Below are 13399 nucleotides of genomic sequence, written 5' to 3' on the forward strand. Positions count from 1 at the left end.
TGTCCCTTTGTCGTCAATGTTCCAGCTAGTTTAGCCCTGGCCCCGTCGAAAAGGTTGATCCCGCTCATGTCACACGCTCCCCTGGTCCTGGTCGATGGTTCTTCCTACCTGTATCGCGCCTTCCACGCCCTGCCGCTGCTGACCACCTCCAAGGGGCTGCCCACCGGCGCGGTGAAGGGCGTGCTGAACATGCTCAAGAGCCTGCGCAAGCAGTACCCGGACAGCCCCTTCGCGGTGGTCTTCGACGCCAAGGGCGGGACTTTCCGCGACGCCATGTTCGCCGAGTACAAGGCCAACCGGCCGTCGATGCCGGACGAGCTGCGCGTGCAGATCGAACCCTTGCACGCCAGCGTGCGCGCCCTCGGCCTGCCGCTGTTGTGCGTCGACGGCGTCGAGGCCGACGATGTGATCGGCACCCTGGCCCGGCGCTGCGCCGCCAGCGGCCGCGATGTGGTGATCTCCACCGGCGATAAGGACATGGCGCAGCTGGTCTGCCCGCACGTTACCCTGGTCAACACCATGACCGGTAGCGTCTACGACGTGGATGGCGTGAAAGCGAAATTCGGTGTCGGTCCTGAGCTGATCATCGACTACCTGGCGCTGATGGGCGACAAGGTCGACAACATCCCCGGCGTCCCCGGGGTCGGCGAGAAGACCGCGCTGGGCCTGCTGGTCGGCGTCGGCGGCGGCCTCGACGTGCTCTACGCCGACCTCGACAAGGTCGCCGAGCTGCCGATCCGTGGCGCCAAGACGCTGGCGGCCAAGCTCGCCGAGCACCGTGAGATGGCCTATCTGTCCTACCAGTTGGCGACCATCAAGCTGGATGTCGAACTCAACGTCGAGATCGACCAGCTGCATCCCGGCGCGCCGGACAACGCCGCGCTGCTCGAGCTGTACCGCGAGCTGGAGTTCAAGAGCTGGGTCGAGGAGGTGCAGCGCCAGGTCCTGGCCGCGCCCGCCCCGACTGGCGGGCTGTTCGACCAGGCAGCGGCGGCTGCCGAGCCGGCGCGCGAGTCGGGCGACTCTGCCAAGCACTATGAAACCATCCTCGACCCGGCGCGTTTCGACGCCTGGCTGGAGAAGCTGAAAAGCGCCGAGCTGATCGCCTTCGACACCGAGACCACCGGCCTCGACGCCCAGCAGGCCGAACTGGTCGGCCTGTCCTTCGCCGTGCAGGCGCATGAGGCCGCCTATGTGCCGCTGGCCCACGCCTACATGGGCGTGCCGCAGCAGCTCGACCGTGAAACCGTGCTGAATGCACTCAAACCGTTGCTGGAAGACCCGCACAAGGCCAAGCTCGGCCAGCACGCCAAGTACGACATCAACGTCCTCGCCCGTTACGGCATCGCCCTGCAGGGCGTGGCCTTCGACAGCATGCTCGAATCCTACGTGCTGGATTCCACCGCCACCCGCCACAACATGGACAGCCTGGCGCTGAAATACCTCGACGAGACCACCATCGCCTTCGAGGATATCGCCGGCAAGGGCGCCAAGCAGCTGCGCTTCGACCAGATCGCCCTCGAACAGGCCGGCCCCTACGCCGCCGAGGATGCCGACCTGACCCTGCGCCTGCACCAGACCTTGTGGGCCAAGTTGCAGGCCACGCCGAGCCTGGCCAAGGTGCTCAGCGAGATCGAGATGCCGCTGGTGCCGGTGCTGGCGCGCATCGAGCGCCAGGGCGCGCTGGTCGATGCCAAGCTGCTCGGCGAGCACAGCCGCGAGCTCGGCGACAAGCTGGTGGCGCTGGAACGCGAGGCCTTCGCCATCGCCGGCGAGGAGTTCAACCTCGGCTCGCCCAAGCAGCTCGGGGTGATCCTCTACGACAAGCTCGGCCTGCCGGTGCTGAGCAAGACCGCCAAGGGCCAGCCGTCGACCGCCGAAAACGTGCTCGCCGAGCTGGCCGAGCAGGACTTCCCGCTGCCCAAGGTGCTGATGCAGTACCGCACCCTGAGCAAGCTGAAGAGCACCTACACCGACCGCCTGCCGGAGCAGATCAACCCGCGCACCGGGCGCATCCACACCTCCTATCACCAGGCGGTGGCGGCCACCGGGCGCTTGTCGTCGACCGATCCGAACTTGCAGAACATCCCGATCAGAACGGTGGAAGGCCGGCGCATCCGCCAGGCCTTCATCGCCCCGCCGGGCTACCGGCTGCTGTCCGCCGACTACTCGCAGATCGAGCTGCGCATCATGGCTCACCTGGCCAAGGATGCGGGCTTGCTGGATGCCTTCCGCCACGATCGCGATGTGCACCGTGCCACCGCCGCCGAAGTGTTCGGCGTGGCTCTGGACCAGGTCAGCCACGATCAGCGGCGCAGCGCCAAGGCGATCAACTTCGGCCTGATCTACGGCATGAGCGCCTTCGGCCTGGCCAAGCAGATCGGCGTCGACCGCAAGCAGGCGCAGGCCTATATCGACCGTTACTTCGCCCGTTACCCGGGCGTGCTCGCCTATATGGAACGCACCCGCGAGCAGGCGGCGCAGCAGGGCTTCGTCGAGACCCTGTTCGGTCGCCGCCTGTACCTGCCGGAGATCAACTCGAAGAATCAGGCCCTGCGCAAAGGTGCCGAACGCACGGCGATCAACGCGCCGATGCAGGGCACCGCGGCGGACATCATCAAGCGCGCCATGGTGGCGGTGGACGCCTGGCTGGGCGAGTCCGGGCTGGATGCCAAGGTCATCCTCCAGGTCCACGACGAACTGGTGCTGGAGGTGCGCGAGGATCTGGTCGAGCAGGTGCGCGAGCAGATCCGCCCGCGCATGAGCGGTGCCGCCGAACTGGAGGTGCCGTTGCTGGTGGAGGTCGGCGTCGGCGCCAACTGGGATGAGGCGCACTGATGAATCAGTGCTTAGAGCCTATGGGAATAAACTTTTTTGTCATTATTGCTAACGAGTTTTAGCAATGGCCTGAACTTTCGTGCGAAGGCGGTGGTCAGAGTTTGCGAATGGCTGATGAAGCCCTTCGGTGCTCCTAATGTTGTGTTAAGTGTTGGCAGATCTCTGGACCCCGCCCTAGCGGTTCAGATCTTAAACCCCGAGCCTCCCCCTCCCCATACGAAGCTCGGGGTTTTTTTTGCCTGCGATTCAGCCCTCGGCCTCTGCCGCCGGCGTGTCCTCCAGCTGCAGCCAGCGCGCCAACACCGTCTGCGCCTCGTCGATGCCCAGGCGCTTGGGCGCCGAGAACAGCTGCAGGCTCGCCGCCTCGCCCCAGCCCCTGTGCAGATCCTGGCGCACCTTGAGCAGCGCGTTCTTGGCCGCACCGAAGGCCAGCTTGTCGGCCTTGGTCAGCAGGATGTGCATGGGCATGCCGCTGGCCACCGACCAGTCGAGCATCATGCAGTCGAATTCGGTCAGCGGATGGCGGATATCCATCAGCAGGATCAGCCCGGCCAGGCTCTCGCGGCTGCCCAGATAGGCCTCCAGATGGCGCTGCCAGTGCTGCTTCAGCGGGATCGGCACCTTGGCGTAGCCGTAACCCGGCAGGTCGACCAGGCGGCGCTCGTCGTCGAGGCGGAAGAAGTTCAGCAACTGGGTGCGCCCCGGGGTTTTCGAGGTGCGCGCCAGGTTGGCGTGGGTCAGGGTATTCAGGGCGCTGGACTTGCCGGCGTTGGAGCGGCCGGCGAAGGCCACTTCCAGGCCGCTGTCGTCCGGGCACTGATCGACCTTGGCGGCACTGATCAGGAAGGAGGCTTGTTGGCACAGGCCAAGAATCGGATTTTTCACAGACATGGGGGTTTCCACAGGTGCGACGCGGTGTCGCAGGGGGCGGTTTCGTTTCCGTTTGAGCGACCCCAGTATATAATGCCGCAGATTTTGTGTGCGCTTTGTCCCGCCAGGGCTGGCGTTCATGGGAACGATTTAAGCGAGTCTGCGCATCAAGAACGCAGGACGTTGCGTCCCTGATGAGGTCAATCTGATGAAATTGTCGCTGCTCGCAGCCACTAGCATACTGTTGGCCTGCAGTGCCCAGGCTGCCCAGGACCCGGAAGCGGTGTTCAGCCGTGCCTGTGGCGCCTGTCATGCTGGGCAGCTGCCGATGGCGCCGAAACAAGGCGACACGGCGGCCTGGAAGCCGCGCCTGGACCAGGGCATGGACACCCTGGTGCAGCGCGTCACCACTGGTTTCAATGCCATGCCGCCTGGCGGTTTGTGCACCGACTGTAGCGCCGCGGACTATCAGGCCGTCATCGAGTGGATGGCCCGTTAAACCCGCACTGGATTTCTCTCCCCTTAGCCGTAATTGGATTAGCTGATGAACAAAGTACTCGTGAGTCTGCTGTTGACCCTGGGCATCACCGGTATGGCTCACGCCGCAGGCGACGCCGCAGCCGGTCAGGGCAAAGCTGCTATGTGTGGCGCCTGCCACGGTGCCGACGGCAACAGCCCGGCGCCGAACTTCCCGAAACTGGCCGGCCAGGGCGAGCGTTACCTGCTCAAACAGATGCACGACATCAAGGCCGGCAACCGCCAGGTTCTGGAAATGACCGGTCTGCTGACCAATGTCAGCGACCAGGACCTGGCCGATATCGCCGCCTATTTCGCCAGCCAGAAGATGAGCGTCGGCGCCGCCGACCCGAAGCTGGTGGCCCGTGGCGAAGAGCTGTTCCGCGGTGGCAAGATGACCGAAGGCATGCCGGCCTGCACCGGTTGCCACTCGCCGAATGGCGCGGGTAATGCCGCTGCCGGCTTCCCGCAGATCGGCGGCCAGCACGCCCAGTATGTGGCCAAGCAGCTGACCGACTTCCGCGAAGGCAACCGCACCAACGATGGCGACACCCTGGTCATGCGTTCCATCGCGGCCAAGCTGAGCAACAAGGATATCGCGGCGGTTTCCAGCTATATCCAGGGCCTGCACTAAGGCTCGAACGGGTTTACGAAAAAGGGTGGCCAAGGCCACCCTTTTTCATTGGGGGCGCCGTTACAATAGCCGGAACCCGCCCCGCGCAGTGCCGGTCGAAACAAGGTCCGCCGCCAGCGGTAGCCATCTGCCAAGGAGTAAAGCATGCGTAACCTGATTCTTTCCGCCGCTCTCGTCACGGCGAGCCTGTTCGGTCTGCCTGCCCAGGCCGCCGAGCCGATCGAGGCCGGCAAGCAATACGTCGAGCTGAGCAGCCCGGTGCCGGTGTCCAAGCCCGGCCAGATCGAGGTGGTGGAGCTGTTCTGGTATGGCTGCCCGCACTGCTACCAGTTCGAGCCGACCCTCAACCCCTGGGTCGAGAAGCTGCCGGCCGACGTCAACTTCGTACGCATCCCGGCGCTGTTCGGCGGGGTGTGGAACGTCCACGGCCAGCTGTTCATTACCCTCGAGGCGATGAAGGTCGAGCAACGGGTGCACGCGGCGATTTTCGAAGCCATCCACAAGGACGGCAAGAAACTGGCGACCCCGGAAGAAATGGCCGAGTTCCTCGCCGCCCAGGGCATCGACAAGGATGCCTTCCTCAAGGCCTACAACTCCTTCGGCGTGAAGAGCCAGATGGAAAAAGCCAAGAAGCTGGCCATGGCCTATCAGATCACTGGCGTGCCGGTGCTGGTGGTGAATGGCAAGTACCGCTTCGACATCGGCTCCGCCGGCGGCCCGGAACAGGCCCTGGACGTCGCCGACCAGCTGATCGCCAAAGAGCGCGCGGCCCAGTAAGGAGCCATGACCATGCTGCGTCGCTGGGGCAATGAGCGCACGGTTGGCCTGCGGCGTCCGCAGCTCAACCGCCGCTGCCCGGAGCGCGACGGCTTGCCCGCCGACGGGCGTCTGCGGCTGCTCAGCTTCAATATTCAGGTCGGTAACAGCACCGAGCGCTTTCACCACTACCTGACCCGCGGCTGGCAGCACCTGCTGCCGCACCAAGGTCGCGCTGGCAATCTGCAGCGCATCGGCGCCCTGCTCGGCGACTACGATCTGGTCGCCCTGCAGGAGGTCGACGGCGGCAGCCTGCGCTCCGGCTACGTCAATCAGGTCGAGCACCTGGCCCAGCTCGGCGCCTTTCCCTACTGGTACCAGCAGCTCAATCGCAACCTCGGCCATCTGGCCCAGCACAGCAACGGCGTGCTCAGCCGCCTGCAGCCGTCTTTGCTGGAAGACCACCCGCTGCCCGGCCCGCCCGGGCGCGGGGCGATCCTGCTGCGCTTCGGCGAGGGCGCCGAGGCGCTGGCGGTGGTGATGATGCACCTGTCGCTCGGCCCGCGTACCCGCACCCGCCAGCTCGCCTATATCCGCGAGCTGATCGGCGGCTATCGTCATCAGGTGCTGATGGGCGACATGAACACCCATGCCAGCGACCTGCTGGAGAACTCGCCGCTGCGCGATCTCGGCCTGCTGGCGCCGCAAGTCGAGGCGACCTTCCCCAGTTGGCGACCGCAGCGCTGCCTCGACCACATCCTCCTCAGCCCCAGCCTGACCCTGGAGCGCGTGCAGGTGCTGACGCAGACGATCTCCGATCACCTGCCGGTGGCGGTGGAAATCCGCCTGCCGGAGTCTCTTGCCGGCGATACGCTGCCCATGCTGTTGTGAGGCGCCCGCTAGCAGATCCCTATGACCGACGACGCCCAGCGCTGGAAGGACAAATACTTCGATAACCTCGAGCAGCAGGAGCAGCTCGAACGGCGCTGGGATGCGCGTCTCGATCTGCTGCGCCGCGGCCTGGTGCGCAGCTCGCTGGCCGCCGAGGGGGCCGACAAGGCGGTCGACCAGTGCATGCTGGAGCTGCGCGAGATCATCCGCGGCGAGCAGATGGACGCCGGTCTGGCGGCGCTGATTCCGCGTCTGGAAAAGGCCGTGCTGGACTCCGAGCAACGCCGCCAGCAACGCCTCGAACGGACCGTCAGCGGCCTCAATGGCCTCACTCAGCAATTGCTGCAGCTGGAGCTGCCGCGCGAGGTGCGCAAGGCCCTCAAGCAGTTCGGCAAACGCATCGACGAGCGCGCCCGGCAGAGCCGCGAACTGCCGCTGCTGCTCGGCGAGCTGAGCGGCTTGCAGCGGCAGGCCCTGACCAGCCTGGAGCAGGCGGACAGCGGCGAACGCCCCGGCCTGCTGCAGCGCCTGTTCGGCGCTCGCGACGACGCCTTGGCCGACGGCGCCCAAGCGCTCGCCAGCAGCCCGCCAGCCGCCGCGGCTGGGCCGGCCGCCGTTACCAGCACGCTATCCAACGAGCATCAGCCGGCCATGCCATGGCCCGCCGAGCGGCTGGCGGCCGTGGCCGAACCCCTCGCGTCGCCGCCCGCCGCGTCGCTGCTGGACAGCCTGCCGTTGGCGGCCAGCGTGCTGCTCGGCACGGGCGATCCGGCCTTCGCCCTGCCGGCCGCCGAGCCGGGCTACAGCGCCATCGCCCCGCACGTGGCCGAGAGCCTGCGCAAGCTGCTCGACGAACTCGAGCTGCCGCCCCTGCACCAGCCGCAAGGCGAAGCGCTGCGCCAGCGCCTGCAGGGAGGGTTGAACTGGTACGAACTGGTGCCGGCGCTGGACGATCTGGCGGTGCTGGTGCTGGCGGTCACCGACAGTGGCCAGCGCGAGTTCGCCGGCTACCTCAAGCAGCTCAACGAGCGCCTGGCGGCCTTCCTCGGCAGCCTCAGCGCCGCCCACGAGGGCTATGCCGACTCGCTGCAGAGCAGACGCGCGCTCGACGACCAGCTGCGCGAACAGGTCAGCGATCTGCAGCTGAGCGTGCAGGAGGCGGCCGATCTCGACAGCCTCAAGCGCGCCCTGGAAAGTCGCCTGGAAAACCTTCTCGGCAGCATGGGTGAGTACCAGCGTCAGCGCGATGCCCGCGAGCAGGCGGTCAGCGGCCGCCTGCAGACCCTGGTCGAGCGGGTGGCGGTGATGGAGCAGGACGCCCAGGGCTTTCGCGAAAGACTGGAGGTCCAACGGCAGAAGGCCCTGGTCGACCCGCTCACCGGTCTGCCCAACCGCGCGGCCTGGGGCGAACGCCTGGAGCTGGAAGTGGCGCGCTGGCAGCGCTATGGCGGCGAGTTGCTGCTGGCGGTGCTGGACATCGACCACTTCAAGCGGATCAACGACGGCTTCGGCCATCTGGCCGGCGACAAGGTGCTGAAGATCATCGCCGGCGAACTGGCCCGGCGCCTGCGCAAGACCGACTTCATCGCCCGCTTCGGCGGCGAGGAATTCGTCCTGCTGCTGCCGGGCACGCCGCTGGCGGGCGGCCAGCAGGTGCTGGAAACCCTGCGCCAGGCCGTCGAGGCTTGCCCGTTCCACTTCAAGGGCGAGCCGCTGTGCATCACCCTGTCCGGCGGGCTGACGGCGTTCGCCGCCGGGGACCAGGCCGTGGCGGTGTTCGAACGCGCCGACCAGGCGCTGTACCGGGCCAAGCGCGGTGGGCGCAACCGTCTCGAGCTGAACTGAGGACCTGCTCACGATCTGCTGCGCGTCGGCCATACGGCGTTGGAATCGGGCTCAGAAGCCGCTTGCGGCTAACGCACTTCAGTGCGGCCCCGAAGGGGCGAGCGCAGCGAGTCATGCTCATTTACGGCTCGTAAACTGCGCTTCTTCGCCCGATTTACTCGCTGCACTCGCCCTGCGGGCCAGCCTGCAGCTGTTACTCCGCTTCGCTGCGTTTCGCCTTGTCTGGTTCTCGCTCGCGAGATCGTGAGCTGGGTTGAAAAGCCCCACGCGCGCGGCGCTTTCCTGACTGTGGCGGCCGGCGCCAGCCTCTACACTAGGCGCACCTGTTCTGGAGTGCGTCATGGATATCTTCAGCATCGCCCTGCTGCTGTTCTTCGTCATGGACCCGTTCGGCAACATCGCCATCTTCATCGCCGCGCTGAAGAGCGTCGCCCCCGAGCGCCGGGTGCGCGTGGCCCTGCGCGAGTTGCTGTTCGCCCTGGTGCTGTTGCTGCTGTTCCTCACCTTCGGCGACAAGATCCTCAGCGGCCTCGGCCTGTCGCGCGAGGCCACGGCGATCGCCGGCGGCATCATTCTCTTTGTCATCGCCATGCGCCTGATCTTCCCGCCGCCGCAGGGCGTGCTCGGCGAGCTGCCCGGTGGCGAGCCGCTGCTGGTGCCGCTGGCCACCCCGGCGGTGGCCGGGCCGTCGGCGCTGGCGGTGCTGCTGACCCTGCGCAACACCCACGCGGCGCCGCTCTGGGAGCTGTACCTGGGGGTGCTGCTGGCCTGGCTGGCGACCGCGGTGATCCTGCTCCAGGCGTCTTTCCTGCAGCGTTTCCTCGGTGCGCGCGGGCTGACGGCGATCGAACGCCTGACCGGCATGCTGCTGATCATGCTCAGTGTCGATATGCTCCTCGATAACCTGCAAAGCATTCTGCATATCAGCCCATGAAGACCCCCGCGTTCGCCCTGATCCTGGCGTTGCTGGCCGGTTGCGCCGGCGGCCCGCAAATCGACAATTCGCATCCCTCGGCCAGCTACGACAGCCGGGTGCAGTTCGTCGTCCTGCATTACACCTCCACCGACCTGCAACACTCGCTGCAACTGCTGACCCACGGCGAGCTCAGCAGCCATTACCTGATCGGCGCGGCGCCGCCGACCATCTACCGGCTGGTCGACGAAAACCAGCGCGCCTGGCATGCCGGCGAGAGTGAATGGCAGGGGCGCACCTGGCTGAACTCCAGCTCGATCGGTATCGAACTGGTCAACCCGGGCTACGCGGACAGCGCCAACGGCCGAGTCTGGTATCCCTACCGCGAGGAGCAGATCGAGGCGCTGATCGTGCTGCTCAAGGACATCGTCCAGCGCTACCGCATCGCCCCGGAGAACATTGTCGGCCACAGCGACATCGCGCCACAGCGCAAGCTCGATCCCGGGCCGCTGTTCCCCTGGCAGCGCCTCGCCGCCGCCGGCCTCGGGCGCTGGCCGGAAGCCGGCGCGGTGGCGCGCGCGCAGGCACGCTTCGCCCAGGCGCCGCCGAGCGCCGGCTGGTTCCAGCAGCAGCTACGGCGCCTCGGCTATGCCGTGCCGCAGAGTGGCGAGCTGGATGCGCCGACCCGCCAGGTGCTGGCGGCGTTCCAAATGCATTACCGGCCGAGCCGCTGCGATGGCCAGGCGGATGCGCAGACGGCGGCGCTGCTCAGCGTACTCAACGGTAGCCCGCGCTGAGCGCCGTGCCGGGGCAAGCTGCTTGGCCCTGCGCATCGTGCAAAGTGCCCTGCCGGCTTCCGGGCGAGTCATCCAAGCAGTTGAAATAAAACGGGAAAATTCAGCCGCCGCGGGGCGGTCGGCTGGAACGAAGGGTTATGCCTTCACCAGCGCTGCGACTTCACGTTTCAACGCAGTACCAACAGCGAGGCCGCGCTGATGACGTTGCGCAGCTCGCGGATATTGCCCGGCGCGGCGCGCGTAGTCCTTGACGAAGCGGGCGAGGAAGCGTTCGGCCAGAGCTCCGCCGCGCCGTGCAATTGCAGGGCGAGCCGAACTGCTGCGGATTCGGTGGGTCGGAGAGTTGGCTTGAATCTGCGCCCACCCGAGGAGGGGCGGCGCATGACCAGGGGGCCTGGCGGCTCTGAATGTGTCAGGTTCGAAGCGGTCTAGGGGTACAGGGAGTACCTCCGCGCAGGGCCGGGTCAGGCAGCAGCAACGCCGACCTCGGCGGCTACCGGTAGGTGCCCGCCGGGGTCGGCGCGCTCAACACCCCATCACGGATGGAAGTTGTGCGCGTCCTTGGCCCACACATCCAGCACCGGTTGCAGGTCCTTGAGGCTCAGCTGGGTGCTGGTGTTTTCCAGCTGCAGACCGCTGCCCTTGCGCACCACTTGCGCCACCACCTTGTTACTGGCCGCATCCAACGCCTGCATCTCGACGTAGATCGAGGTGTTCTCGTCGCGGGTGCCGGCGGCGGTGCTGGCGGCGGCGACCACAAGGGCGATGGGGATCACCTCGTAGGGTTTGAGGCCTTCCGGCGAAACATCCACCGAGCTGATCGCCGAACGCAGCACCAGGGTATTCGCCCCCGGCTGCTGAACGACCTTCATCTGGCCGTTGAGTTCGCGCTGCATGGTCTGCTGCAGGTAGGTGGCGATCTGGTCGAGGGTCTGCTGGCTGACCTGCGCGCTCGGCTGCGGCTTGGGATAGAACTGCGGGCGCTCCACCAGCACCGAGTCGTAGCGACTGAGGTCCAGGCCGGGCGAGGTCCAGCGCAGCACCGGTGCGCCGCTGGCCGAGGTGGCCGGTTTGAGTTGCGAGTAGTCGCCGAGAAAGCCCGAGTACTGCTCGGGCTGGGTGGTCGAGCTGGAGCAGCCGGCCAGCAGCAGGCCGAAGGCGAGGGCGCCGACAATAAGCGGTTTGGTCATCCGTGAAACTCCTGATGGTCTTGGAAAAATTCTGTTCCTAAGTGGTTACAGTCCGGTAGCCCGGATGGACTCCGAGAAACTGCCACATCCGCTGCCGGATTGCATCCAGAGTGCAAGGGTCGGCGGAGAATCACTGCAAACGCGTGGCCAGTTTCGCCACATGGGCGCCCTGGTACGTGGCCAGGGCCAGCTCCATGAGGCTCGGCATGCGCGAGCCATCGGCGCCGGCCACAGTCGCCGCGCCGTAGGGTGAGCCGCCGCGCAGTTCGCTGATGTCGCTCAGCTCCGGCGCGCTGTACGGCAAACCGACTATCAGCATGCCGTGGTGGGCCAGGGTATGCCAGAACGAGGTGATGGTGGTTTCCGAGCCGCCGCCGGTGCCGGTGCTGGTGAACACGCTGGCCAGCTTGCCGATCAGCGCGCCGCTGACCCACATGCCGCCGGTCTGGTCGAGGAAGCTGCGCATCTGCCCGCACATGTTGCCGAAGCGGGTCGGGGTGCCGAACAGGATGGCGTCGTAGTCCGCCAGCTCCTGCACGCTGGCCACCGGCGCGGGCTGGTCGAGCTTGGCGCCGGCGTTGCGGGCGACGTCCGCGGGCATGGTCTCGGGCACCCGCTTGAGCGTCACCTCCACCCCCGGCACGCTGCGCGCGCCTTCGACGACCGCCTCGGCCATGCGCTCGATATGGCCGTACATCGAGTAATACAGCACCAGAATCTTCTTCATCGCGGATCTCCTCAGCACTGTCGCGACACGGCTTGAACGCATCAGCCTAGCCCGCCGCCGTGAAGCTTGCGCGACGGCGGCGCGGCCGGCCGTTATCATCGGCGCGGCAGACAACCCTGGGGGACGACGATGCTCAATGGCCTGTGGCTGGGGTTTTTCCTGGTGGCGACGGTGGCGGCGCTGAACGCCTGGCTGGTCGGCGGCGACGCGACGGTGTTCGCGCGCATGGTCGAGAGCCTGTTCGCCATGGCCAAGCTGTCGGTCGAGGTGATGGTCCTGCTGTTCGGCACCCTGACCCTGTGGCTGGGCTTCCTGCGCATCGCCGAGAAGGCCGGTCTGGTCGACGCTCTCGGCCGCGCCCTCGGCCCGCTGTTCGCCCGGCTGATGCCGGAAGTGCCGCGCGGCCATCCGGCGCTCGGTCTGATCACCCTCAACTTCGCCGCCAACGGCCTGGGCCTGGACAACGCCGCCACGCCGATCGGCCTCAAGGCCATGCGCGCCCTGCAGGAGCTCAACCCGAGCAGCACCACGGCGAGCAACGCGCAGATCCTCTTCCTGTGCCTGAATGCCTCGTCGCTGACCCTGCTGCCGGTGTCGATCTTCATGTACCGCGCGCAGCAGGGCGCGGCCGACCCGACCCTGGTGTTCCTGCCGATCCTGCTGGCGCATTTCTGCGCCAACCTCACCGCGCTGCTGTCGGTGGCGCTGATGCAGCGCATCCGCCTGTGGGACCCGGTGCTCTTGGCCTGGCTGCTCGGCGGCATGCTCCTGCTCGGCAGCTTCGTCGCCTTCCTCTTCACCCTCTCGGCCGTGGCGCTGGCCGCGCTGTCGTCGCTGCTCGGCAACCTGACCCTGTTCGGCGTGATCATCGCTTTCTTGCTGCTCGGCGCGCTGAAGCAAGTGCGGGTCTACGAGAGCTTCGTCGAGGGCGCTAAGGAAGGCTTCGACGTGGCCAAGAACCTGCTGCCCTACCTGGTCGCCATGCTCTGCGCGGTCGGTGTGCTGCGCGCCTCCGGCTCGCTGGAATTCGGCCTCGATGGCATCCGCGCGCTGGTCGAGTGGGCCGGCTGGGACACGCGCTTCGTCGAGGCGCTGCCGACCGCACTGGTCAAGCCGTTCTCCGGCAGTGCGGCGCGCGCCATGCTGATCGAGACCATGCAGACCCACGGCGTCGACAGCTTCCCGGCGCTGGTGGCGGCGACCATCCAGGGCAGCACCGAAACCACCTTCTACGTGCTCGCCGTGTACTTCGGCGCGGTCGGCATCCAGCGCGCTCGCCACGCGGTCGGCTGTGCCCTGCTCGCCGACCTGGCCGGGGTGCTGGCGGCGATCGGCGTGTGCTACTGGTTCTTCGGTTGAAGGCCTTGCGCTAGCCCGGGCGCCCTCCTGGCCACGGGCTGCTTTGTAGGATGGGTTGAGCTT

Annotated in this window: 12 protein-coding genes and 1 pseudogene; 9 read left to right on the forward strand and 4 right to left on the reverse strand. The window is 66.8% G+C overall.

Translation table 11 applies throughout. The features are described from left to right. The first annotated feature begins 66 nt into the window (after positions 1-66). Positions 67-2838 (forward strand): DNA polymerase I, encoded by a 2772-nt coding sequence (gene polA, locus D3880_RS00395; RefSeq protein ID WP_119891571.1) that lies wholly within the window; start codon positions 67-69, stop codon positions 2836-2838. Between the two features lie 246 nt (positions 2839-3084). On the opposite strand, the gene yihA is transcribed toward polA, so the two are convergent. Further along, positions 3085-3729 (reverse strand): ribosome biogenesis GTP-binding protein YihA/YsxC, encoded by a 645-nt coding sequence (gene yihA, locus D3880_RS00400; RefSeq protein WP_119891572.1) that lies wholly within the window; start codon positions 3727-3729, stop codon positions 3085-3087. 187 nt (positions 3730-3916) lie between these two features. On the opposite strand from yihA, the gene D3880_RS00405 reads away from it, so the two are divergent. The 7 genes from D3880_RS00405 (at position 3917) to D3880_RS00435 (ending at position 10060) form a co-directional block, all read left to right on the forward strand. Continuing rightward, positions 3917-4207, forward strand: a complete 291-nt coding sequence (locus tag D3880_RS00405) for a c-type cytochrome (protein WP_119891573.1) — start codon at positions 3917-3919, stop codon at positions 4205-4207. 45 nt (positions 4208-4252) lie between these two features. After that, a complete protein-coding gene (locus D3880_RS00410; RefSeq protein ID WP_119891574.1) occupies positions 4253-4858 on the forward strand; it encodes a c-type cytochrome in 606 nt (201 codons plus the stop codon). Between the two features lie 144 nt (positions 4859-5002). Next, positions 5003-5635 (forward strand): thiol:disulfide interchange protein DsbA/DsbL, encoded by a 633-nt coding sequence (locus tag D3880_RS00415; protein ID WP_119891575.1) that lies wholly within the window; start codon positions 5003-5005, stop codon positions 5633-5635. A 12-nt stretch (positions 5636-5647) separates the two neighbouring features. Next, positions 5648-6505 (forward strand): endonuclease/exonuclease/phosphatase family protein, encoded by an 858-nt coding sequence (locus D3880_RS00420; RefSeq protein WP_162934912.1) that lies wholly within the window; start codon positions 5648-5650, stop codon positions 6503-6505. Between the two features lie 21 nt (positions 6506-6526). Then, positions 6527-8350: a GGDEF domain-containing protein gene (locus D3880_RS00425; protein ID WP_119891576.1), complete on the forward strand. Its 1824-nt coding sequence runs from the start codon at positions 6527-6529 to the stop codon at positions 8348-8350. A gap of 340 nt (positions 8351-8690) precedes the next feature. Continuing rightward, positions 8691-9284, forward strand: a complete 594-nt coding sequence (locus D3880_RS00430) for a MarC family protein (protein WP_119891577.1) — start codon at positions 8691-8693, stop codon at positions 9282-9284. Then, positions 9281-10060: an N-acetylmuramoyl-L-alanine amidase gene (locus tag D3880_RS00435; protein WP_119891578.1), complete on the forward strand. Its 780-nt coding sequence runs from the start codon at positions 9281-9283 to the stop codon at positions 10058-10060. The genes D3880_RS00430 and D3880_RS00435 overlap by 4 nt, the downstream gene beginning before the upstream one ends. 179 nt (positions 10061-10239) lie before the next feature. On the opposite strand, the pseudogene D3880_RS23270 reads toward D3880_RS00435, so the two are convergent. From D3880_RS23270 to wrbA, 3 genes and pseudogenes are all read right to left on the reverse strand, one after another. After that, positions 10240-10339 (reverse strand): annotated as a pseudogene (locus D3880_RS23270) (hypothetical protein); the annotation flags it as partial. 257 nt (positions 10340-10596) lie between these two features. Further along, positions 10597-11250 carry a DUF3313 domain-containing protein gene (locus D3880_RS00440; protein ID WP_119891579.1) on the reverse strand — a complete coding sequence of 218 codons (654 nt, stop codon included), beginning with the start codon at positions 11248-11250 and terminating at the stop codon, positions 10597-10599. Positions 11251-11380: 130 nt separating this feature from the next. Then, positions 11381-11977 carry an NAD(P)H:quinone oxidoreductase gene (gene wrbA, locus D3880_RS00445; protein ID WP_119891580.1) on the reverse strand — a complete coding sequence of 199 codons (597 nt, stop codon included), beginning with the start codon at positions 11975-11977 and terminating at the stop codon, positions 11381-11383. A gap of 129 nt (positions 11978-12106) precedes the next feature. Between wrbA and D3880_RS00450 the strand changes: the two genes are divergently transcribed. Next, on the forward strand, positions 12107-13336 hold the full coding sequence (locus D3880_RS00450) for a nucleoside recognition domain-containing protein (protein ID WP_119891581.1): 1230 nt from the start codon (positions 12107-12109) through the stop codon (positions 13334-13336). Positions 13337-13399: the final 63 nt, after the last annotated feature.

Source organism: Pseudomonas cavernae, assembly GCF_003595175.1.
In the GTDB taxonomy this organism is placed as follows: Bacteria; Pseudomonadota; Gammaproteobacteria; order Pseudomonadales; family Pseudomonadaceae; genus Aquipseudomonas; species Aquipseudomonas cavernae.

Bases quoted from the DNA above. Each gene is read 5' to 3' on its own strand.
- polA (WP_119891571.1), top strand. From the start codon at position 67: ATGTCACACGCTCCCCTGGTCCTGGTCGATGGTTCTTCCTACCTGTAT.
- yihA (WP_119891572.1), bottom strand. From the start codon at position 3,729: ATGTCTGTGAAAAATCCGATTCTTGGCCTGTGCCAACAAGCCTCCTTC.
- D3880_RS00405 (WP_119891573.1), top strand. From the start codon at position 3,917: ATGAAATTGTCGCTGCTCGCAGCCACTAGCATACTGTTGGCCTGCAGT.
- D3880_RS00410 (WP_119891574.1), top strand. From the start codon at position 4,253: ATGAACAAAGTACTCGTGAGTCTGCTGTTGACCCTGGGCATCACCGGT.
- D3880_RS00415 (WP_119891575.1), top strand. From the start codon at position 5,003: ATGCGTAACCTGATTCTTTCCGCCGCTCTCGTCACGGCGAGCCTGTTC.
- D3880_RS00420 (WP_162934912.1), top strand. From the start codon at position 5,648: ATGCTGCGTCGCTGGGGCAATGAGCGCACGGTTGGCCTGCGGCGTCCG.
- D3880_RS00425 (WP_119891576.1), top strand. From the start codon at position 6,527: ATGACCGACGACGCCCAGCGCTGGAAGGACAAATACTTCGATAACCTC.
- D3880_RS00430 (WP_119891577.1), top strand. From the start codon at position 8,691: ATGGATATCTTCAGCATCGCCCTGCTGCTGTTCTTCGTCATGGACCCG.
- D3880_RS00435 (WP_119891578.1), top strand. From the start codon at position 9,281: ATGAAGACCCCCGCGTTCGCCCTGATCCTGGCGTTGCTGGCCGGTTGC.
- D3880_RS00440 (WP_119891579.1), bottom strand. From the start codon at position 11,250: ATGACCAAACCGCTTATTGTCGGCGCCCTCGCCTTCGGCCTGCTGCTG.
- wrbA (WP_119891580.1), bottom strand. From the start codon at position 11,977: ATGAAGAAGATTCTGGTGCTGTATTACTCGATGTACGGCCATATCGAG.
- D3880_RS00450 (WP_119891581.1), top strand. From the start codon at position 12,107: ATGCTCAATGGCCTGTGGCTGGGGTTTTTCCTGGTGGCGACGGTGGCG.